Below are 19,283 nucleotides of genomic sequence, written 5' to 3' on the forward strand. Positions count from 1 at the left end.
CCGGCACAACCCGATCAGGTTGAAGCTTGCGACTGCATGCAAATCGGACGACCCTCAGCTGTAGTCAGCGGAAGCAGGGTTGTTTCGACTTGTCCGCGATGTTCGTACCAATAGCAGTTATCATCCGGGAGGAGCCGCGCCGTGGCAACGTCCTGCCCCGGCGCGACGAGAGCTATGAGGGTTGGCGGAAGACTTTGGAGATCGGTTTCCGGCGCTGCTGTCCGGGCTGTCATGTTTCCACAACCGGCGGTGATCAAGACAGCTGCCAAGACCATGAAGGATTTATTGTTCATCTCTGTGTCCTCGTGCGCGTTCGCCTTGTCAGCATATCTTTCGCATTCAACATCGCGGCGCACAAGCTCGCCGGGTAGGCTCCTGCAACCCATCGTCTTGATCACGCGACGCGGATTGCGCACCAATCGGACGGGGAAGATCTCATGGGCGCGCTGCACGACGCGCGCAGCCTTTGCGGCTCCCGCCGCAAGGGATGAGAATGTTCGGGTCTGCGACCTGAGCTTCCCAGAGTTGGCCTTTGGATGAGTACTGCTCACTGGAGCGTCTTCGCAGACAGTGAACTTATTAAATCAAGTATCTCAATTTGTTGTTATATTTCTGTCTGTCCCCGGAAACATCCGTAGACTTCACCCTCCTAGATCATACACCTCAATAAGCTTTATTATGTAACAGACTTGCACAGAAGGTCTTCCGAGCGCCCCACGTGACGCTCGACCATACTATTAAATATGACCTAAATAATTCCCATCTGTGCCGCGCGCGCGACAGCACTGACCGTATTCGGAGCGCGCAGCTTGACCTGGGCTGTGGTGATGCGCTGCCGAAGAGCCGACCGGCTAATTTTCAGAGCCTCTGCCGCCTCGTCTTGGTTGGTCCCCATCTTAAGCGAAGCCAAAGCATCGACCTCCCCTTGGGTCAGCCCGACAGTCTTCCAGTAGTTTGCAAAAAGGCTCGCCCATGACTTTACTCGGGTCATAAGCATCGCCATTTCGTCGTCCGTCAGCTCTCTGTCGTTTCGGCCGATGGAGAGAAAAGAACGTTTGCCCTTCACCACCTCGACAAAGGTCGCGCCGTAGGCAAGGCCATGTTTCCTAGCCTCATCCATGACGCCACGCATGTCTTCAAATTCGCATGCGGACCACCGAACCGAGCCTGTTCGGTTCATGGTCCAAAGAGTCATGGGGTCGCCAAAGAAATAGTTTTCTTCCTCGTATTTCTTCGTCCAAGCGTCCGGATAGCGATTCAGTGCGAAGTCAGGCTTGCCGAATTTTAAGCCAAGGCCAAGGATAAATCCTGCATTTCCAATGTCTTCCAGAACTTCAAGTTCGCGTTCGTGGTCAGGTATTACGAGATCAATCATTTCTATTTTGTCAACCGAAATCGTCAATTTGTCCTTTTAGCTGACCAAAAGGACAAGTTGGTGTCAATCCCTTTACGACCCTCCTAACCCTGTCTTCAGAACAGAGCGGCAAGTCGCCCGGGGGATAAATGAGAGACATTTCGAGCAGAGTTCGCCCTAGGGGTGTGACCATCGCCGCAGAGGCAAATTTCACGGTCGATATGGCCCAGAACCTTGTCACGATGTTCGAGCATCTGGGCAAAGGCGAAGAAGTCACTGTGAAGCTGTCGAACAAGGGGGTGTGGGCAGTCACCCCTCAGGGCGTTCGCATGTTCATCGGATCGACCGAAGTTTTTGAGGTAGGTAGCAATGGTAGCGATGCAACCACAGCGCAGATTTAGTGACGCCGCTCGGGAGGACTATCTGGTCGAGGTGATCCGTTGTCCGGAGGATCTGGATCGGTGGCATCTGGTCAATGACTACCTGAAGCTGCGCAAGCAGGTCTTCGTGGATCGCCTCGACTGGCCGCTGTTTCATGCCGAGGATCTTGAGTTCGAGCAATATGACTCGTTCAACACGGTCTATGTCGTCGCCTCTCTTAATGGCGAGGTCGTGGGCGGCGCGCGCTTGCGCCGGACTGATCAGATCAGCGGCACCGGCCATGTTCAGTATAGCTACATGATCCGCGATGCCTGCTTGGGAGTGCTGCCGGGCCTTCCCCAAACACTATGCAACTCGGTGCCGCCGATGGATGAGCGTATCTGGGAAATTACCCGCATGGTCGTCACAGGCTCGCGCGACGTGTCGAAGATGATCCTGGTAAAGATCAACACCTTCCTAGGCCGTGAAGGCGCAGACACCGTTCTGTTCCTTGGTTCACCAGCCTTCCTGCGAATGGCAAATTCCCTGCGCTGGCCGGTCAAGCAGCTCGGACCTGTTTCCACCAATTCCGAGGGATCGTTTCAGGTCTTCGAGTGCCCGGTGCGCGACCTAGGATAGCAAGACAACAAAGCGAAGTCGAAACACTAAAGTAAAATCGAAACGTTCAAGCGTTTCGTTTATTATTGCATCATGTCGAATAGCTTGATAGAAAGAGGATGATCTAGTGGATTCAACCTAGTGCGAGCAACCCAACCTAGTGCATTAAGGCACCTGTCTGTGTGCAGGAGCCACCAATGAGTTCAATTCAGCTTCCAGTGATAATTAGCGAGGAAGTCGCGCAAGTCGTAAACGAGGGCGGATCGGTTATCGTCATATGCCTTGAAAGCGTTTCAAGATTTGGAACGGGATTAAAAGGTAAATGGATTTATGAAGTCGTTTCGGCTGACAGAAAATCCCGGCGATTGGTGATCTACAAACTGAAAACAGAGGCTGAATCGTCGCTCAGTGTAAATGGAGTGGCCTCAAAAACTATGTCCTGGGGTCTTCCCGGGATTCATGTGCCGCCGGAAAAGGGACAGACGTTTGAACAATTCAAAGATGGCCGCTGTCTGGTTGATTGGAGGTCTGACACTTAGCACAACCGCATGTCTCGGACAGGGCATGGTTCTCGTGCCGGGGTCCGATGGAACCTTTCAATACAGAGAACAGAGTAACGGTTTCGCCCGCCATTTCGGATCAGGTGGGCAACCGATAATCCCAGAGGCTGAACGCTCGGCCTCCCCTTCCCAAGACGCCATGTCGTTTCTCGCGGAACCGGAAAGCGGCTTTGTCGCACCGCGCGCAGTTTCGGGAAGTGAAGAAGTCCTCAACGCTATTGATCAGACAGCCGTGCGCTACGGCGGCCACGTCGCCCTGCGCAAAGCTGGAATGTCGGTCATGGAATGGCGGCATTTCTACCGCGCCAATATTGAAATCGAGAGTGCCTATAATCCTCGGGCGCGCAGCCATGTAGGGGCCATCGGCCTCGGCCAGCTGATGCCGGGCACTGCCGCCACGCTCGGCGTGGACCCCCATGACATGCATCAGAACCTCGACGGTTCTGCACGATACCTGCTCCTTCTTCTCGACCGGTTCGGATCGAAGGAGCTGGCGCTGGCTGGCTATAACGCTGGCCCGGAAGCTGTTTCGCGCCACGGGGGCATTCCGCCCTACCGCGAAACCCAAGGTCACGTCCGCAAGGTGATGGCCGTCTTTTCCCGATTAAACGGAGATACCTTATGACCAAATCACTGCCGATTTCGGCAACCAATCTGCTGCTCTTTGCGCTGCTGGCGGTCGGCCTTTTCATGCTGATGACCTCGCCTGCTCTCGCGCAGGGGCAGATCAACCTCAGCCCGATCACCAACATTCTGACCGGCATCGCCTCCACCCTGACCGGCCCGCTCGGGCGGGCCATGGCAACGCTGGCCGTTATCGGCATCGGCGCCGCGTGGCTGATGGGCTACGTCGATTTCCGCACGGTCGTCTATGTCGTGGCGGGCATCGCCATCGTCGCGGGCGCATCCACCATCGTCAACGCGATGTGGGGTAACTGATCGCCATGGTTAAACGGTCCCCGCTGTTCCTCGGCCTTATTCGCCCGGCCCGCATTATGGGTCTTCCGATGTTCTATGCCGTGATCTGGATGGTGGGGTCCGTCCTGGCCTTTGTGTGGGTCCAGAGTTTCTGGACCCTCGCATTCACGGCCCTGTCCTATCCGGCCTTCTGGCTTGCCGCCGAATGGGACCCGCATTTTTTCGATGTGATCACTGTCGTGAGCAAGAAAACCCGCAAAACCAAAAATCGTGACCAATGGGGTGCTGATAGCTATGAACCGTAATCTTCGGATCGGGCCTGCCGCCCTCGAAATTCTGCCCCAATGGGCTAGCCGCGAACAATCCGTGGCCTCGATGCTGCCTTATGTCTCGCTGGCCGATGACATGACCATCCGCACCACCGGCAACGAGTTTTTCCAATGCATCCGCGTCTCAGGTCTGAACAGCCTGACGGTTGCCGACGAATTGCTGGACCGGATGAAAGATACCTTCGCCAGCATCATCGCTCAGACCGGCGACAAGTTTGCCTATACCGTCCACAAGGTATCGCGGCGCATCGACACCGCCCTGCCGCCCGTCATCGATGACGGGCTTGCGGCTCAGATCGACCGCCGCTGGCAGGCGCATATGAGCCGGTCCAGCCTGCGCGAACACACAATCACCATCACGGTCATCAAGCGGCCCGATCTTCTGTCGAAGATCCCTTTCTCGCAGCGCAAGTCGCAAGAGCTGCTTGACCGCCAGATCGACGGGCAAGTGAGCCAGTTGCATGAGGTCGTGGAATTTCTCTGCTCGGCCTTGTCGCACATGGACCCGCAGGTTCTGACCGCATCCAGCGGTCAGTTGCTCGGGTTTCTGGAAAGCCTCAATACCGGCATCGAGGTTCCGACCTTCCACACGACGCTGGATCGAACCGTCGCAGAAAGCGTGTCCAACACCCGCATCACCTTCAAGGGCGACAGGATCTATCTGACCGGGGGAAGCCTGCCGGATCGTGTCGGCACCATCTACTCGATCAAGGAATTTCCCCGCGACTCCTTCGTGACCATGTTCGATGAACTGGACCTGCCGGTCGATATGGTGGTGTCGAACTACTATGTGCCGGTCAACAACGGCGTCATGGAAGAGCGGCTGGCGCGGGAATTACGCAAGCGCGCTGCGATCAATGACAAAGCGGCCAACACGATTGCCGATTTGCAGACGGCACAAAACCGGCTGGCCTCGGGGGAAATCACCTTCGGGATGCATCAGATGGCGGTCGCCGTCTATGCCGACAGCGAGGAAGAGCTGTCCCGCATCAGTTCGATGATCCGCAATATTGCGGTGACGGCGGGCGTCAAAATGATCTCGCAGGGCTACACCGCGCAGACGGTGTTTTTCGGCCAGCACCCGTGCAACCGGTCCTTTCGCATCCGCGAAGGCGCGATCACCAATGAACAGTTTGCCGATTTCGCGGCCCTGCATCGTGCGGCGATGGGCAAGAGCGGTGAGAACGTGCCTTGGGCCACGCCGATCACATGGTTCCCAACGATTTCGCGCAGCGCCTATCGCTTCAACTTCCATGAGGCGGGCGATCCGGCCAAAGAGCCAAGCAACGGCCATACGCTTGTTCTGGGCCGCATGGGGTCGGGCAAATCCGTGCAAGCAGCGTTCCTCGCCGCACAGGCGCAGCGCGTCGGCGCGCGGGTCTTCGTCTTCGACTATCGCCGGGGCATGGAAATGGCCGTGCGCGCCTTGGGCGGGCGGTATTCGGAACTGAAGGCGGGTGAGCGCACCGGCCTAAACCCCCTCTGGGTGGAGACGGACACGTCCGGGCAGGAATGGCTGAGCGACTGGCTCATTCACCTGATGGAAACCGGCCATACTCAGCTGCAACCGGAACAGTCCCGCGCGGTGCGCAATGCGGTGCGCCAGAACGCGGAAGCCGGAAACCCGAACCTGCGGACCTGGACGCAGTTCGCGCAGCTGGTCGGCTCTACTCATGACGGCGGCGCACTGGCCGACCGGATGAACGAATGGACGGAGGGAAACCGCTTCGGCTGGATCTTCGGGCGCGAGGTCGAGGATAACTTTTCGTTGGACGGCCAGTTTGTCGGTTTCGATCTGACCGACATTCTGGATAGCGAAAATCCGAGGGCCCGCATGGCGGTCCTGTCCTACATCTTTCGGCGCATCGAACGGCAAATCGAGGACAAGCGCCCGACCATCATCGTCATCGATGAGGCGTGGAAGGCGCTGGACAATACCTACTTTGCGGGCCGGATCGAGAATTGGCTGGTGACGGCGCGCAAGCAGAACACGGTCGTGGTGATGATGACGCAGTTTGCGCATCAGCTGAATGCCTCGGCGCACGGGCGGACCCTGTTGCAGGCACTGCCCACAAAGATGCTGCTGCCGAATAAGGAAGCCAATTTCGAGGACTATGCCGGGCTCAATCTCAATCAGAAAGAGCTGGAAATCCTCATGGGCGTGACCCCCGGGTCGCGCATCGCCCTGCTGCGGTCCGATGACGGATCGCATGTGATCGACACCGATCTGTCGGCCCTTGGCCCGCTCCTGACCATCCTCGGCGGCATGAAAGCCGGTGAGGCGCTGGTGGGCGCGGATTACCGGACCCGCCCCGATTTCTGGAAAGGATTTGAAGATGCGTAAGCATGCCCTCTGCGCCGTTTTGGCGTCCCTTGCCCTCTCGGCCTGCGCTGGCACCCAATCGAAGCCGGTCAGCAGCAAGTGCTTCAATGCGCGCGGCGATCTGACCTGCGATCTGCGCCCGCTGCCGGAACTCTGGGGCGAAGCGCGTCAGGATGCCGTGCGGCAGGTGGGCGTCTATGAGGGCGCGGTCGAGGATGGTCCCTATGCGCAACCGTGATCCCCATCCCCTGCCCGAAACAGGGCCGCGCGAGACGTCAAGGATCGAGCAAGGGCCTGTTGGCAACTGGGGCCTGACGTTTGCATCCCCGATCCTTGCGCTGTTGCTGTCCAGCGCGGCGGTGGCGCAGGGCGTCCCGATTGTCGATCCGGCCAAGGTTATACAAGAAGCCCAAATCACCGACCTAGAAAGGGAAGATCTCGCCCGGCAGCGGGAGAAGGCCGCAGAAGCGCGCCTTCGCCTCGAAGCCGACCGCGAGCAGGTCGAGGCGCTTGAAGACGTCACTGGGGGGATGACCTTGCCCGATGACGGCGCCGGGGCGCGGGACATGCTGTCCGACCTTGAAGAGAGTGCAGCCCCGTCAGCGGAAGTCTACGCCACCGACAATAGCGCCGCCGCCGACCGGCTGTTCAGCGGTGATCGCGAAAACGTCGAACAGATCATCATCCGCGCGGCGCAGGACACCCATCATATGCAGCGCGCCGGGCTGTCGCTGATCCAGTGGCGGTGCTGGTTGCAGGCACTGATCTGGCAGGAAAGCCGGTTCAATCCCCATGCCCAATCACCGGTCGGGGCCTATGGCCTCACCCAGATTATGGAGGCCACTGCTGGCGATTTGGGTATTCAAGGAACCTACAGATCGGACCCCTATGTGCAGGCCGAAGGTGGGGCGCGCTATCTGGCGCAGCGGCTGAATGAGTTCGACGGCGACATGATCCTGGCGCTGGCGGCCTACAATGCCGGGGCGGGGAACGTCCGGAGATATGGCGGGGTGCCGCCCTTTCCGGAAACCCAGAAATACGTCCAGATCATCCCGACCAAGTATCGCGAATACATGGCCGCCCTCGGTGCAGCCGACCAGATCGGCAGCATCGAAGCCAGCTATATGGCGAATGCCGACCGGGCGATGATCGGCGGGGCCACCGCGGAATATGCGGATGAGGCCGGGCAGGACATGGGGCTGGCGATGACCCGGCTCGAAGATGCCATGTCGCGCCTCGGGAACACCACGAACGCGGCTGAGGCCATGGCGCTGAACAGCTATGTTCGGGCCGAATTTGCCCGGCTGCTTGTGATCCGGACGCGGCTGGTCGCGGCGCGGTCCAAGCCCATGTCGGCTGAGCAGGTCGCTGCGGCGTCAGCTTTCGCGCAGGAACGCGCATTCATGAATTTTGAAGGGGGATTGTAAGATGCGGATTGCATTCAAAGGACTGATCGTCGGGGCAGGTTTGGGACTGACCTCTATGCTGGCATTGACCCTTCCGGCTTCGGCGCAGGGTGTGCCGACCTTCGACAGGGAGTCGATCACCCAACTTCTGCTTCAGATCGAAAATATGCTGGAGGATGCTGGTATTCAAAGCAATATGCTGGACAACTTCCGCGAACAGCTGGCCGCGTTGCAGGAACAGACTTCCGAACTGCAACAGATCTATGCCGTCCTGACCGGCAATGCCGACATTCAGGGCCTTCTCATGGGCGGTGGTCTGGATGCGGTTCTCGATCCGAAAATGACCAGCATCCTGCAAGCAGCCAACTCGGCATCCTCGGGTGACTGGACGGGCCTGTCTTCGGGCTACCGTTCAGAAATTCAGGCCGCTGCGCAAACGACCATGACCGGGGCTGGCCTCGATCCCGCGCGGGTCGAAGAAATGGGCCGGACCGGCAGCGTGGCAGAAAGACGTGCCGCAGGTCAGGCCACGACCGGCGCGCTGGTGGCGGCCTCGGCCGACACCGCGCAGCGCGAAACGGCGGTCAGCCTGCAACGCCTCGACAGTCTGGTGGGGGAAATCCCGCAGCAGACCGGCATCAAGGAAGCGATCGATTTGAACACGCGGATGATGGGCGAAGCCGTCAGTGAGCTGATCAAGAACAACCAGCTGCTCGCGATCCAGAGCTACGGGATGGGCATGTCGGACGTGTCGCAGGCCAGTGCCTGGGCGCAGGAGCAACAGATGCTCGATTTCACCATGCCGGATTTGCAGTGAGGCCACCGATGTTCAATCGCAAAAACAATAAGGCGCAAGCCGCATCCGTCGCGAACCGGAGAGTCAGCGAAACCGAGGAAGAGCTGATCTATGGCGAGCGCCGGCGCGGCGCCTTCTGGCAGAAATTCGGCGTCGCGGGATGGGGCTTTGGGGCCATTGGCTGCATCATGGCGGCGGTGATCGCAGCCAGTCATGAAACCCCTGCCCCGGTTCTGGTGCCGTTCGATCCGACCAGCGGCATGGCTCTGCCAATGGTCAATCTGGAAACGATCTCTGTCACCAATCGTGATGCGGTCGTGCAGTCGCTGGTCCATGCCTATGTCCGCGACCGGGAAACCTACAGCATGCTCGACAATGACCTTCGGGTCCGCTCGGTGCTGGCACGGTCGTCAGGGGCCGCGCTGCAATCCATGCGCAGCCTCTGGTCGTCGGAAAACCCGGATTATCCGCAGAGCAAATACGGGCCGCGCGCCCGCATGGATGTGGAAGTTCTTTCGGTCACGCTGATCACCAATGACCGGGCACAGGTGCGGCTGCGCAAGCGTCTGCAGGACGATGATGGGGAAACCCAGGGGCTGTTCACGGTCACGCTGGCGTTCCGCTACGACACCACCGAAGCCCGTTCTCTTGAAGAGGTCTGGACCAACCCGTTCGGCTTCTCGGTCTACGAATATGCAATCACGTCTGACAGGTCGGAGGTCCAATGATGCAGGGCATTCGGATCATTGTTGCCATGTGCGCGGCCAGCATGGGGGCGTCGAGCGCCTTGGCGGAAGTCACCCCTCGGGCGGGCAATCTCGATGCCCGTGTCCGTTATGCGCAATGGGTCGATGGACAGGTCTACCGTGTCCAGACGCAGGTTGGCCGGGTCACGTCCGTGGAGTTCGGCCCGGATGAACAGATCACCTCCGTGGTCGCGGGCGATACCGTCAGCTTCAATTTCGATGCGGTGCCGGGCGGCAGCGCTTTCGTGATGAAGCCCACGGCCAGCGGGGCCGCCACGAACATCAACGTCTATACCAACAAGCGGCAGTATTATTTCGAAGTCTCGGAAAGCGCCTCGGCGCAGTTCTCGGTTGTCCGCTTCACCTATCCGCGCGGCTCGGGCGGCACCACGCCCGCGAACCGTCAGGTCGCGCGGGGTCCACTGAACCACGACTATGGCGGCAGCATCGTCAACGGCACCACACCCACGGAAGTCTGGGATGATGGGGCCTTCACCTACTTCAAATTCCGCCGCAATGGCGAATTGCCCGCGATCTTCAAGGTCACGGCGGGTCAGGAAATCACCGTCAATTCCCAGACCATGCCCGATGGCGTGGTGCGCGTGACTGGCACCAGCCCGTTCTGGATGCTGCGCTTGGGTCAGGTTGAATCCACCGTGGGGATGATGAAAGCCGTGAGGTTGGTGCAATGAGCGAACAAGAAAATATCGACCTGCGCGAGCGCCTGGCCGGGATGAACAAGGCTGCCGCCCCTGCCGCGACAAAGCCCCGGCCTGCCGCCAGTGCGGCAAAGCTGACCGGGCTTTTGTGCGGGGCGGCGGCTCTGGCCGGGCTGGTCTACGTCTATTCGCAGCCCGAGGGTGAGGCGGATCTGGACGTTCGGCAGGCCAGCGAGTTCCAGAATGAAGGCAGTGGCTTCGGCAATCTCGAAAACACGCCGCGTCCAGCGGCGGCAGAGCCTGAACCCGTGGAGGTTGCGGAACCCGAACCCGCTCCTGCCAATGACAATTCCGAAGTGGTCGAACTGATCCGGGGGCTGCAAGACCAGATCGACCGGCTGTCGGCTCCCCCGGCAGATGACGGCACCGACGCGCCGGAAATCGACACAGCCGCCCTCGATGCCTTGCGCGACGAGCTGGGCGAGCTGCGCAACGAAGCGGAGGCCCGTGAGCGCGAGTTGCAATCCACACTCAGCACTCGTGATCGGGAAATCGCCCGCCTCAACAATGAAATGAACATGCAGCGCCTTCGCGGCGACGATAGCGTCCTGCCCGGCAGCGACGACGATCTTCTGACACAGCGCCGCCAGTCGGCAGAGGAAGCCGCACAGCTGGAACAGGCCCGCATGCAGTCATCCATGATCGCCCTCGGTGGGGGCGGCAGCGGGGCGGCAGGTGCCGTCGCCGATGCGGCGGGTTCGGGCGATGGTGCTGCCGCGCAACAGGCCGCCCGGCTCAGCAGTGACGCGCAGTTCGTGCGCGATGCCGGGCGTCCTGTTCAGGTGCAGCGCGCGGAAATTATCGTCAATCCGTCCAACACCGTTACGCAGGGCACAATGATTCAGGCGGTGCTGGAAACGGCCATCGACTCGACGCTTGAAGGGCCAATCCGGGGCCTCGTGACAACCGATGTGGTGGCCTATGACGGATCGCGCATCCTGATCCCGCGCGGGTCGCGCCTGATTGGCAGCTATTCCGCCGATGTGGAAACCGGCCAAAACCGGCTTCTGGTGGCATGGGAACGCATCATCATGCCCGACAACCAGTCGGTGCAGATCAGCTCCTTCGGTGGCGATGCCCTGGGCCGTTCCGGCACTACCGGCAGGGTCAACAATCACTTCTTCCGCCGCTTCGGTGCTGCCGCGCTGATTTCTACAATCTCGGCCATCCCATCACTTTTGGAAGATGACAGCAGCGACGGCGGCGTGACCATTTCCACGGGTGGATCAAACGATGCCGCAACCGGTGTCTCGGACGCCCTCGGCGGCGCCACGGACTCTGCCATCGGCCAGTATGTCTCGATGCCTCCCACGATCACCGTGAACCAAGGCACCCGGATCGCCGTCATGGTGGACCGCGATCTGGAGATATTCTGATCATGAACGACATGACCCATGGCAGCTATCTGGACGAAGCACTGGCACGGATCGGGGCTGTCATCGACAGCCCCGCACTGGTGGAAATCGCGATCAACCCGGACGGACGCATCTGGTCGCTGGAACACGGCGATCCGGCGATGAAGCTGGAAGCGCGCCACCCGATGAACCGGCAGGAAGTCACGGACCTGGGCCGCATCATCGCCAGCGCGGGCAAGCTGACGCTCGGAACGAACGCCCCGATCATTTCCACCTCTGTGACCTACAGGGATCGACCGATCCGGGCGCAGGTCGTGGCAGAGCCTGCGGTGCTGTCGGGTGCGGCAATCTCAATGCGGTTCTTCTCGTCCCTGCCGCTCGACAAGATCCGGGTGAAATATCTGCACGGTCAGGAATACTCGGTGGACAAGGCCCGTGCCGAGACAAAGCATGAGCTGAAACGGCTGGCAGCATCCGGCGATATTGATGCCGCCATGGCCTTCATTGTCGACCACAAGATGAACGCCCTGATCGCGGGCGCGACCGACAGCGGCAAGACGGTCTTTGCCCGCAAGATGCTATCCTATGTCAGCGACAGTGAACGGATGATCACCATCGAGGATGCCTCTGAGCTGGTCCCGACGCAGCCCAACGTGGTGACGCTGATTGCGGATCGGGACAGCCGAACAAGGACGCCGGACATTCTTCTGACCTCCTGTCTGCGGATGCGCCCTGACCGGCTGATCGTGGGCGAGGTTCGCGGCAAGGAAGCCATGACCTTCATCGAAGCGATCAACACCGGTCACGGAGGGTCGATGACCACGATTCATGCTGAAACCCCGAAACTGGCTTTGTTCAAGCTCGCCATCATGGCGCTGAAATCCGAGCTGCCGCTGACCTATGCCGACACGCTGCGCTACATCGGCGGTTCGATCGATGTGGTGATCCAGACGGGCCGCGCAGGTGGCGATCGCGGGGTTCTGGAATTTTACATTCCCGATACGGGCGACAACGGAGAACACGACAATGCTTGATCGAAAAACCCTTGTGATCGGTGCGGCATCACTCGCCGTTGGCGTGGCAATTGGTGGCGTCTTCCTCGGGAATGCGCCTCACGCTGAAACGTCCCCTGTCATTCAGGCTGAGCGGGACTTCATGGACTTCACCATGCCCGACTTGGCGCGGTCAGATGAAACTCGCGGCACAAATGAACCAGATGTTGAGCCGCCCGCGTCACAGACGGAAAAGGACTTCATGGACTTCACCATGCCCGACTTGTCGCAGTCTCAGGGCGTTGAAGAAACGACCCGCCATGGATGCGTGAAGCCAGCACGCCCGCAATGGGCCGTAAATCGATCCCCACAAGAGGCTGATAACGCCGTATTGCTGAAAGCCATTTATGACATGCGGCGTTACGAAAATATAATCGAAACCAACTCATGTCCGTGTGATATTGAGCATCCGTCATGGAACAGTGCGGATCAGGAATACAACGAAGTCGCAACAGGTAAAGACAGGGCTGAAATACAAGACCTTGGTGGAGAGGTTCTGCGCGAAGTTGCGCGGCTTCTGAAACCTTCGCTAGACATATGCCGCGAACAGCGGGGGCGTTGAAATGGCTATTGTCGCACCAATCGTCAATTCAGCAGAAAGTTTTCTGGTCAATGCCGCAAGATCGACGTTCCTTGGCCTTGTTGAAGCGTCTGGCACCCTCGTCGGCTATATGGCTGTTCTTGCGGTAGCCTTGGTGGGTATCAACATGATGGTTCAGCTGCGCCCGATGGCATGGGCAAATTGCCTGAGCCTGATGATAAAGCTGGCTCTGATCGGGATCTTTGCGTGGAACTGGAACCAATTCTGGGGTGTCGCTGATGGTATCCTGAGCGCCATAGAAGCAACAGCTGGTGGCATCCTTGCTTCAAGCGGAAACGGACTAAGCGGCCCATCAATCAATGACGGATTTGCAAGCGCAATTGATCGGTTGATGATCCAATTCACCAATGCTGCTACAAGTATCGCAGAGGATATGGGGGGATATTTTACCTCGGCTATTGTGTCAGGCATTTGCGTTCTGCTCATAGGGTTCATCTCGGCAGTATCGGCTCTGCTCATTTTGTTCCCCAAAGTCGTGATTACTGTTCTTTTGGGGTTAGCTCCTATCGTGATCGCAATGACCCTCTTTGAGGCGACAAAGGGGTTCTTCGAAAGGTGGATGTCCGCCTGCATCAGCTGGTCGCTTTACCCCTTGTTCATTGCCTCGATTTTTTCGATCATGATTTCCATGGGAACCGATATGATCGACCGTATCGGCACCGATGGCTATACCAGCATTGGTGCATTTGTCCCCTTCATTGTCCTGATGATCCTTATCCTCCTTTGCATGGCTCTTCTGCCGATGCTTGTCACAACCGTGTCGGGCAACATTCAGATGGCTGGTGTTATCGCGACTGGCAGCAGGTTTATGGGCCAAGGAAAGAGCGTCATGAATGCTGGAAAGGGCGCAGCGGCGACAACCGCAGCCTTGGCGAAAGCTCCGGGGCAGACAATGCGCGGTGAAAATGCCGTAGGCCGCGCAGGTCAGGCGTTCGCAGCCACCCCATCAGTTTTTCAGGCGACGACAGGGGTTGCAGAGTCCATAAATAGAATGCAGGACAAAGCTCGAACACTAGGAAAAAGATAATCGCACAAGCGAGGGGCATAAGAGCAACCTGTGGCTGCCCTTACTTTAGAGAAGGAAGTCTAATGAATATTGATCTTGAAAATATGTCGCTGAAAGAACTCCGCGACCTCCAGAAAGCTGTTGGACGGCAGATTGACGGCTTTGAGGCCAAGAAAAAAGAAAAGGCAATGGCCGCAGCACAGCAAGCGGCAGAGGAACACGGGTTCTCTCTGAAAGATCTGCTTGGCGGTGGGAAGTCGGTCAAATCGACCGTAGCGCCCAAGTATACCAATCCAGAGGATGCCTCATCGACATGGACAGGCCGGGGTCGCCAGCCGCTTTGGGTAAAGGGTCATCTGGACGCGGGTGGCAATCTTGATGATCTACTGATTAAGTAAATAGCTTGGAACAAAAGAGAGCAGGCGGCCTTTCGGCCGCCTGCTTTTTTATTGGGCTGCTTCTACAGCCGCGCCTTCTCCATCACCCTCTGCGGAAATGGATTTCACGTCTGATGCAGCCTGAACAAGCAACTTGACCGCTTCATCGTTTGATTCAAGAACTGGTGCTTTTTCTTCAGACTTGTTGGCATTCCTGCGCCTCACTACGACTGGCAGTGTTTTCTCAGGATTACCTTTCGCTGCATTATTTTTAGCTTTTTCTTTATCATCAGGTGAGACAAGAACGATTGACCTGAGAGCAGATTTGACACGGCTGCGCTTCTTACGACCCTCTTTAATCTTGTCTGTCAGCTCATCCAGCCGATGGGTGGTTCTGACCAAATCACCGCGCAGGTCACGGAGTTCAGCGTCTTTCGGATCAGGTGCCGGTAGCTGCCCCTTCTGCGAGAGAAAGATGGGTTTTAGCACCCTGTCGTCAAAATACTTGATCCGACGCGCCTTGATTGGGTGCTGACCGTTGGCAAGGATGATTACCGTGTCTTCGTGCAGCCTGCCTGCTTCGTCCTCTGTCAGAAGATCGCGGTCCTCGCTACGTTCGGAAATGTTGACCCCGGCAAATGGCCCCTTGCCGATGGTTTTTGACTTTGACGTAACGCGGTGCGTGGTTTTGCCGACCGCAGCGGACAGCTCCGACTTCGTGCGCTGCTCGGACGGCGCTAGATAGATCTTCACCCCTGCCCCGCCCTGAAGCGACAGTCGTGTGTCTTCACCATAGATCTTGTCCAGTGCCGGAATGGTCTGGGTGACGATCGCCAGGTGCCCGCCATAGGCCCGCAAGGTCTTGATACTGTCTGTCACGCTCGGCATCCGGCCAAGCATATCAAACTCGTCCAGCATGATCATGACCGGCCACGGCTCTTCTTCGCCGGGCAGATGGCTATGCAGGCTGGACAGCAGGTCGGAGAAGAACAGCCGCACAAGCGGCGCAACTGCCCTGATCTTGTCATGCGGCGGTGCCACAAAATACGCGGTCTGCGGTGTGCGGCGGAAATCGTGAAAACTGAAATCGCTCGTCTCGGTCGCCCGGTCAATTGCAGGGTTCGACCACAGGCTGAGGCCCGAAGTCATCAAGAGCGACAGGTAAGACGTCAGGGTGCGATCATTGGTCGAGGCAAGCCGTTCGAACATCAGGCGCGCGGCAGGGCTTTGCACCTTGTCGGCATAGGACAGATATTGCTTCTGCTTGTCGCCCCCTGCCGATGCCAGACGGTAAATCTCGCCCAGGGTTGGAGTGCCACGTTCAATCGCAAAGATACCGCAGGCCACGAACAGGTCGATGCCACCGTCCAGCAGGCCCTTGGCACTATCGTCCTCAGTTTGCAGAAACAGTTCTGCCAGAAGCCGAATTTCCATTTGCCGCTGATCCGCGTTCGGAAGCGCATTGATCCGGTCGAGGGGATTGTAACGATGGCTCGGCTTATCCCAATCCAGCGGGGCAAAGCGCCAGATTTTGTCCCCCATCGACCGGCGATGACGACTGGTCAATTCAAAGTTCTCGCCTTTGACGTCGAGGACAACCGCACTGCCCTGAAACAGCAGCAGGTTTGGAATAACAAAACTGATACCCTTACCTGCGCCGGTTGGGGCCACCAACAGGCAATGTGGAAAAGAGGCCGAACACAGGAATTTACCCCTGCCCTTTGGCGAACCAATTTTCCCAACGACAAATCCACGTCCCGGGGTTTGGAAAAACTTGTTTGCTTTCAATTCACGGCGGCTTTGCCAGTGGGCACGACCAAATGTTGTTAGGCTTTCGGTCAGAACCTTGGCTGAGAAAAGAAGCGAGAGAATAATAAACCCGCCCCAGATCAGGTTGAGGATCTGAAACGCCTGCGGATCGTTATTGCGCATTGCGAGGTAGTCACGCGCGATCAAGGTCCAATCCAGATATTGACCATTCAGCCCATATCGGAATGATAAAAATCCGGTTCCGATGATATAGGCGAACCCGGTAGCGATCAGGGCGAACAACACCACGCCCCCAAGAAGACGCAATTTATTCATGACCGCCTCCCTCATGGCCACGTTCCTGACGAACGCGGTCACGCTCTGCGGTAAGCTCGTCGCTCACACGGTCGATGCCATGCTGTGCGGTCGGATCGTTGCTGGCGCGCAGATAATCCCGCGCAAGGGTCAGCTGGTCTTCTCTATCCCCGACGCCGCGCAGAACCTCTGCATCGCCGTTCTTCAAGGCCGCCAGTTCTTCGCGGGTCAGCGTCCGCTCGATGGCCTCGCGTAGCTTGCGTTCATCCTCTGCGCCAACAGGGTTGGAGTAGCGTGCCAGTTCAGCGTGATCGGTGCCTGCGCCATCGCGCGATCCGAGAGACATGTTGGGGGCGTATTCAAGCGCCTCCGTCTCCCGCGACCGCTCAAGCTGAGCGTTGGCATCCGGGCCTTGCCCCCCCTGCTCATGGTCAAAGGCTGCGTCCAACCGGCCAACTTCATTCAGCTGGTCACGCATCATGCGGTTAGTGTCATTCCGGCTCATGCTGGATTGGTCATCCAGCATCGGCTGATCTTCGGCATTAGCAGGATACCCCGCTTCCTCCCACGTCGCCGTTTCCGTCCCGGTGACGGGATGAACATTGCTCACGCCCTGTTCATGGCTTTCACCGCGCTGTGCAGCCGCGCGCTGATAGATGGCGTCATCGACGCCATAGTCTGCCGCCACCCGGTCATAGGCCGTATCGACGACCGCGATTGCCTGCTGCAACTGCGCGTCGTCACGCAGATCAAGCCCGCGCAGATCAGCGACAGCCTGCAAGTCCTGCTGGACCCACCGGGTTTCAAGCGCGGCGGAATTGGCGGCAACCCGCATCCGGGCCTCGACCTCGACCGGATCAATGCCGGTCCCGTCCAACGCAGCACTCAGCTTGTCGCGGCCTTCCAACGCAAAGCGGGTGTTCACCTCTTGGACGTTCTGCGCCGAATAGATGCCTTCCTCGCTGGCGGCCTCGCTCAGATCGCGTGACCGGGTGCCAAGCGGTTGCAGATGTTCGACCGAGGACAGTGCCTCGGACAGCTTACGCTCCATCGCGGGGCGCTGGTTCGGAGCGGCGTCGGCAATCCGCACCTCTGCGTCGTCAACAGCGCGCCGTAGCCCGTCGGCGGCTTTATCAAAATCGTCTTGGACTGACATGTAAGGGTCTCCCTTGGATACAATGACGCCGCCCTGGGACAGGACGGCTGATGCCTTCTCAAATGCGGTAGATAGATCCTGCAAATTTGCTTGCGAGGCGTAGCTCGCAAGGTCGCGATAGCGCAGGGACCAATCGCGGACGTCCTCGGTGGCACGGCTAAGCGCGTCACCGGTTCGAGGCTTTCCCGAAGGGGCCTCGAAGGCAGTGCCTGTCGCCACTGCCTTTTCCTTTGCCCGCAGCCACTCGCCATCGGTGGGGGGGTAATTGATATGCCCGCGCTGCAAGCGCGTCGTGGCCTCAAGCTGAATGCCATATCGGGCGGCATGATCCACCATGGCCTCTTTGAAAGCCTGATAGGTGTATTCCGTGCCCTGACGGAGGGTGAAATAATCCCCCGGCTCCCTGCCCCGCCGATTGACGATGATATGGGCGTGCGGGTTCTTGTTCGGGCTGTCTGTGTGAACCGCGATCATGTAGTCAAACCGCCCGCCCAGCTTCTCCCTGCAGATTTCCCCGGCGATCAGGCTGACATGGGCGGACTTGGCTCCGCGCGGAAACGACATGACCATGTGGCTTGTCCGGGCCGCGTTCATGTTGCCCCGCCAGTCGTCGGTCCAGCGCGACACGGCACGCTCGATCTGCTCTGGGGTCAATCGCTTCTCACCGTCCAGAAGACCGCGTGAATCATGCACATCGACGCTCTTGCTGAACAGATAGCTGAACTGCGACGACAGCTGACCCTTCGAGGCACAACCGCCGGTCCGGATCATCTTGAAGAAAGCTGGTGATGCCCCCTGTGCAGCGCGCGCCATATGACGGGCACCGGACAGCTGACGGCCGCCGCCGATCTTGTCCCAACCATCTTCAAAGAGCTTTGTGGAAACGCCAGCAACGGCATTAGTCCGTCCCATCGCCCACCCCCTTCATCCCGGCCACAAAGCGGCGGAACGTCTCTGAGGCGCGCTTGCCTTCCATTTCGCGGACCTGGGCGGACACACCGTCGATGTGATCCAAAAGATCACTGAGAACCTGCTGCTGCGGGCCGGTCAGTTTGAGCTTTTGCCCGCGCCTGACCTCGTAGTTCTTGGTGGCGACCAGTTGGTTCACGTTCCGACCAATGGCAGAAAGCTCCAGCGCCACGTCGCGCAGGGCATCGGCCAAGTCAGGATCAGGCTCTAGAAACGCGGACGGAACCTGACACACTCGGCGCAAAGCGTCAGCCCGGCTCTTCAGACCAAGCCGTCCCGTTACAGCATCGAACGTCTTGAGGGTGTTCCAATCGACGGTGAAAGAGACATGGGCAGTGCCGACATTCACCCCCTCAGCCTTCTCATGGAAGCTCCTGATCGCCCGGTAAATGGTTGGCCGCGTGACGCCATAGGTCTTTGCCAGAACCGTCACAGGCACCCCCGCACGAACGGAGGCGACGATCTTTTTCTCGTCAGCAGAGGTGAGCTTTTTCGATCCAGACGCCATGGGCTAATGTGTAAAACTTACAATTGCATTTCTTGCCACTCTATCACCTTACCCTCGCCTAAAAGA

Annotated in this window: 22 protein-coding genes; 17 read left to right on the forward strand and 5 right to left on the reverse strand. The window is 58.7% G+C overall.

Annotated elements, in window-relative coordinates:
- Positions 1 to 14: 14 nt before the first annotated feature.
- Both EG885_RS05220 and EG885_RS05225 read right to left on the reverse strand, forming a co-directional pair.
- Positions 15 to 293 (reverse strand): hypothetical protein, encoded by a 279-nt coding sequence (locus EG885_RS05220; RefSeq protein ID WP_131573424.1) that lies wholly within the window; start codon positions 291 to 293, stop codon positions 15 to 17.
- Between the two features lie 455 nt (positions 294 to 748).
- Positions 749 to 1,402, reverse strand: coding sequence for a helix-turn-helix transcriptional regulator (locus EG885_RS05225; RefSeq protein WP_131573425.1), 654 nt, complete (start codon positions 1,400 to 1,402; stop codon positions 749 to 751).
- Between the two features lie 137 nt (positions 1,403 to 1,539).
- Here EG885_RS05225 and EG885_RS05230 point away from each other — a divergent pair, with 137 nt between their 5' ends.
- The 17 genes from EG885_RS05230 to EG885_RS05305 all read left to right on the forward strand — a co-directional run bounded on the left by EG885_RS05230 (position 1,540) and on the right by EG885_RS05305 (position 14,541).
- Positions 1,540 to 1,755, forward strand: a complete 216-nt coding sequence (locus EG885_RS05230) for a hypothetical protein (RefSeq protein ID WP_131573426.1) — start codon at positions 1,540 to 1,542, stop codon at positions 1,753 to 1,755.
- The gene (locus EG885_RS05235; protein ID WP_131573427.1) at positions 1,724 to 2,353 is read left to right on the forward strand and encodes an acyl-homoserine-lactone synthase; all 630 of its coding nucleotides are present in this window, start codon (positions 1,724 to 1,726) and stop codon (positions 2,351 to 2,353) included. Before EG885_RS05230 ends, EG885_RS05235 begins: the two co-directional genes overlap by 32 nt.
- 176 nt (positions 2,354 to 2,529) lie before the next feature.
- Positions 2,530 to 2,871, forward strand: coding sequence for a hypothetical protein (locus EG885_RS22645; protein WP_165571041.1), 342 nt, complete (start codon positions 2,530 to 2,532; stop codon positions 2,869 to 2,871).
- A gap of 25 nt (positions 2,872 to 2,896) precedes the next feature.
- Entirely contained in the window at positions 2,897 to 3,517 is a 621-nt protein-coding gene (locus EG885_RS05240; RefSeq protein WP_131573478.1) for a lytic transglycosylase domain-containing protein, read from the forward strand.
- Positions 3,514 to 3,831 carry a TrbC/VirB2 family protein gene (locus EG885_RS05245; RefSeq protein ID WP_131573428.1) on the forward strand — a complete coding sequence of 106 codons (318 nt, stop codon included), beginning with the start codon at positions 3,514 to 3,516 and terminating at the stop codon, positions 3,829 to 3,831. Before EG885_RS05240 ends, EG885_RS05245 begins: the two co-directional genes overlap by 4 nt.
- A 5-nt stretch (positions 3,832 to 3,836) precedes the next feature.
- The gene (locus EG885_RS05250; protein WP_131573429.1) at positions 3,837 to 4,115 is read left to right on the forward strand and encodes a VirB3 family type IV secretion system protein; all 279 of its coding nucleotides are present in this window, start codon (positions 3,837 to 3,839) and stop codon (positions 4,113 to 4,115) included.
- On the forward strand, positions 4,105 to 6,483 hold the full coding sequence (locus tag EG885_RS05255) for a VirB4 family type IV secretion/conjugal transfer ATPase (protein WP_131573430.1): 2,379 nt from the start codon (positions 4,105 to 4,107) through the stop codon (positions 6,481 to 6,483). The genes EG885_RS05250 and EG885_RS05255 overlap by 11 nt, the downstream gene beginning before the upstream one ends.
- The gene (locus tag EG885_RS05260) at positions 6,476 to 6,700 is read left to right on the forward strand and encodes a hypothetical protein (RefSeq protein WP_131573431.1); all 225 of its coding nucleotides are present in this window, start codon (positions 6,476 to 6,478) and stop codon (positions 6,698 to 6,700) included. Before EG885_RS05255 ends, EG885_RS05260 begins: the two co-directional genes overlap by 8 nt.
- A complete protein-coding gene (locus tag EG885_RS05265) occupies positions 6,687 to 7,889 on the forward strand; it encodes a transglycosylase SLT domain-containing protein (RefSeq protein ID WP_165571042.1) in 1,203 nt (400 codons plus the stop codon). The genes EG885_RS05260 and EG885_RS05265 overlap by 14 nt, the downstream gene beginning before the upstream one ends.
- Before the next feature lies 1 nt (position 7,890).
- Complete coding sequence (locus EG885_RS05270) at positions 7,891 to 8,685, forward strand: type IV secretion system protein (RefSeq protein WP_131573433.1); 795 nt, start codon at positions 7,891 to 7,893, stop codon at positions 8,683 to 8,685.
- Between the two features lie 8 nt (positions 8,686 to 8,693).
- Positions 8,694 to 9,392, forward strand: coding sequence for a VirB8 family type IV secretion system protein (locus EG885_RS05275; protein WP_131573434.1), 699 nt, complete (start codon positions 8,694 to 8,696; stop codon positions 9,390 to 9,392).
- On the forward strand, positions 9,392 to 10,102 hold the full coding sequence (locus EG885_RS05280) for a TrbG/VirB9 family P-type conjugative transfer protein (protein WP_207392204.1): 711 nt from the start codon (positions 9,392 to 9,394) through the stop codon (positions 10,100 to 10,102). Before EG885_RS05275 ends, EG885_RS05280 begins: the two co-directional genes overlap by 1 nt.
- Positions 10,099 to 11,505, forward strand: a complete 1,407-nt coding sequence (locus EG885_RS05285; protein WP_131573436.1) for a TraB/TrbI/VirB10 family type IV secretion system protein — start codon at positions 10,099 to 10,101, stop codon at positions 11,503 to 11,505. The genes EG885_RS05280 and EG885_RS05285 overlap by 4 nt, the downstream gene beginning before the upstream one ends.
- 2 nt (positions 11,506 to 11,507) lie before the next feature.
- On the forward strand, positions 11,508 to 12,518 hold the full coding sequence (locus tag EG885_RS05290; RefSeq protein WP_242679511.1) for an ATPase, T2SS/T4P/T4SS family: 1,011 nt from the start codon (positions 11,508 to 11,510) through the stop codon (positions 12,516 to 12,518).
- Complete coding sequence (locus EG885_RS05295; RefSeq protein ID WP_131573437.1) at positions 12,511 to 13,098, forward strand: hypothetical protein; 588 nt, start codon at positions 12,511 to 12,513, stop codon at positions 13,096 to 13,098. Before EG885_RS05290 ends, EG885_RS05295 begins: the two co-directional genes overlap by 8 nt.
- Position 13,099: 1 nt before the next feature.
- Positions 13,100 to 14,164 (forward strand): TrbL/VirB6 family protein, encoded by a 1,065-nt coding sequence (locus EG885_RS05300; protein ID WP_131573438.1) that lies wholly within the window; start codon positions 13,100 to 13,102, stop codon positions 14,162 to 14,164.
- A 62-nt stretch (positions 14,165 to 14,226) separates the two neighbouring features.
- Positions 14,227 to 14,541, forward strand: a complete 315-nt coding sequence (locus EG885_RS05305; protein WP_131573439.1) for an H-NS histone family protein — start codon at positions 14,227 to 14,229, stop codon at positions 14,539 to 14,541.
- A 48-nt stretch (positions 14,542 to 14,589) separates the two neighbouring features.
- Here the strand turns inward: EG885_RS05305 and EG885_RS05310 are convergent, their stop codons facing one another.
- Genes EG885_RS05310 through EG885_RS05320 form a run of 3 tightly spaced genes read right to left on the reverse strand, consistent with a single transcriptional unit; the run spans position 14,590 to position 19,217 of the window.
- Complete coding sequence (locus tag EG885_RS05310) at positions 14,590 to 16,605, reverse strand: type IV secretory system conjugative DNA transfer family protein (protein ID WP_131573440.1); 2,016 nt, start codon at positions 16,603 to 16,605, stop codon at positions 14,590 to 14,592.
- Positions 16,598 to 18,652, reverse strand: a complete 2,055-nt coding sequence (locus EG885_RS05315; RefSeq protein ID WP_131573441.1) for a relaxase/mobilization nuclease domain-containing protein — start codon at positions 18,650 to 18,652, stop codon at positions 16,598 to 16,600. Before EG885_RS05315 ends, EG885_RS05310 begins: the two co-directional genes overlap by 8 nt.
- Positions 18,639 to 19,217 carry a helix-turn-helix domain-containing protein gene (locus tag EG885_RS05320; protein WP_131573442.1) on the reverse strand — a complete coding sequence of 193 codons (579 nt, stop codon included), beginning with the start codon at positions 19,215 to 19,217 and terminating at the stop codon, positions 18,639 to 18,641. The genes EG885_RS05315 and EG885_RS05320 overlap by 14 nt, the downstream gene beginning before the upstream one ends.
- Between the last annotated feature and the right edge of the window lie 66 nt (positions 19,218 to 19,283).

It is taken from the genome of Paracoccus nototheniae (genome assembly GCF_004335005.1).
Lineage (GTDB): Bacteria > Pseudomonadota > Alphaproteobacteria > Rhodobacterales > Rhodobacteraceae > Paracoccus > Paracoccus nototheniae.

What these genes read in the sequence shown, in the direction of transcription:
- EG885_RS05260 (WP_131573431.1), top strand. Translation starts at nt 6,476, where the DNA reads ATGCGTAAGCATGCCCTCTGCGCCGTTTTGGCGTCCCTTGCCCTCTCG.
- EG885_RS05300 (WP_131573438.1), top strand. Translation starts at nt 13,100, where the DNA reads ATGGCTATTGTCGCACCAATCGTCAATTCAGCAGAAAGTTTTCTGGTC.
- EG885_RS05240 (WP_131573478.1), top strand. Translation starts at nt 2,897, where the DNA reads ATGGTTCTCGTGCCGGGGTCCGATGGAACCTTTCAATACAGAGAACAG.
- EG885_RS22645 (WP_165571041.1), top strand. Translation starts at nt 2,530, where the DNA reads ATGAGTTCAATTCAGCTTCCAGTGATAATTAGCGAGGAAGTCGCGCAA.
- EG885_RS05245 (WP_131573428.1), top strand. Translation starts at nt 3,514, where the DNA reads ATGACCAAATCACTGCCGATTTCGGCAACCAATCTGCTGCTCTTTGCG.
- EG885_RS05220 (WP_131573424.1), bottom strand. Translation starts at nt 293, where the DNA reads ATGAACAATAAATCCTTCATGGTCTTGGCAGCTGTCTTGATCACCGCC.
- EG885_RS05235 (WP_131573427.1), top strand. Translation starts at nt 1,724, where the DNA reads ATGGTAGCGATGCAACCACAGCGCAGATTTAGTGACGCCGCTCGGGAG.
- EG885_RS05320 (WP_131573442.1), bottom strand. Translation starts at nt 19,217, where the DNA reads ATGGCGTCTGGATCGAAAAAGCTCACCTCTGCTGACGAGAAAAAGATC.
- EG885_RS05285 (WP_131573436.1), top strand. Translation starts at nt 10,099, where the DNA reads ATGAGCGAACAAGAAAATATCGACCTGCGCGAGCGCCTGGCCGGGATG.
- EG885_RS05275 (WP_131573434.1), top strand. Translation starts at nt 8,694, where the DNA reads ATGTTCAATCGCAAAAACAATAAGGCGCAAGCCGCATCCGTCGCGAAC.
- EG885_RS05305 (WP_131573439.1), top strand. Translation starts at nt 14,227, where the DNA reads ATGAATATTGATCTTGAAAATATGTCGCTGAAAGAACTCCGCGACCTC.
- EG885_RS05255 (WP_131573430.1), top strand. Translation starts at nt 4,105, where the DNA reads ATGAACCGTAATCTTCGGATCGGGCCTGCCGCCCTCGAAATTCTGCCC.
- EG885_RS05280 (WP_207392204.1), top strand. Translation starts at nt 9,392, where the DNA reads ATGCAGGGCATTCGGATCATTGTTGCCATGTGCGCGGCCAGCATGGGG.
- EG885_RS05290 (WP_242679511.1), top strand. Translation starts at nt 11,508, where the DNA reads ATGAACGACATGACCCATGGCAGCTATCTGGACGAAGCACTGGCACGG.
- EG885_RS05265 (WP_165571042.1), top strand. Translation starts at nt 6,687, where the DNA reads ATGCGCAACCGTGATCCCCATCCCCTGCCCGAAACAGGGCCGCGCGAG.
- EG885_RS05295 (WP_131573437.1), top strand. Translation starts at nt 12,511, where the DNA reads ATGCTTGATCGAAAAACCCTTGTGATCGGTGCGGCATCACTCGCCGTT.
- EG885_RS05310 (WP_131573440.1), bottom strand. Translation starts at nt 16,605, where the DNA reads ATGAATAAATTGCGTCTTCTTGGGGGCGTGGTGTTGTTCGCCCTGATC.
- EG885_RS05250 (WP_131573429.1), top strand. Translation starts at nt 3,837, where the DNA reads ATGGTTAAACGGTCCCCGCTGTTCCTCGGCCTTATTCGCCCGGCCCGC.
- EG885_RS05270 (WP_131573433.1), top strand. Translation starts at nt 7,891, where the DNA reads ATGCGGATTGCATTCAAAGGACTGATCGTCGGGGCAGGTTTGGGACTG.
- EG885_RS05315 (WP_131573441.1), bottom strand. Translation starts at nt 18,652, where the DNA reads ATGGGACGGACTAATGCCGTTGCTGGCGTTTCCACAAAGCTCTTTGAA.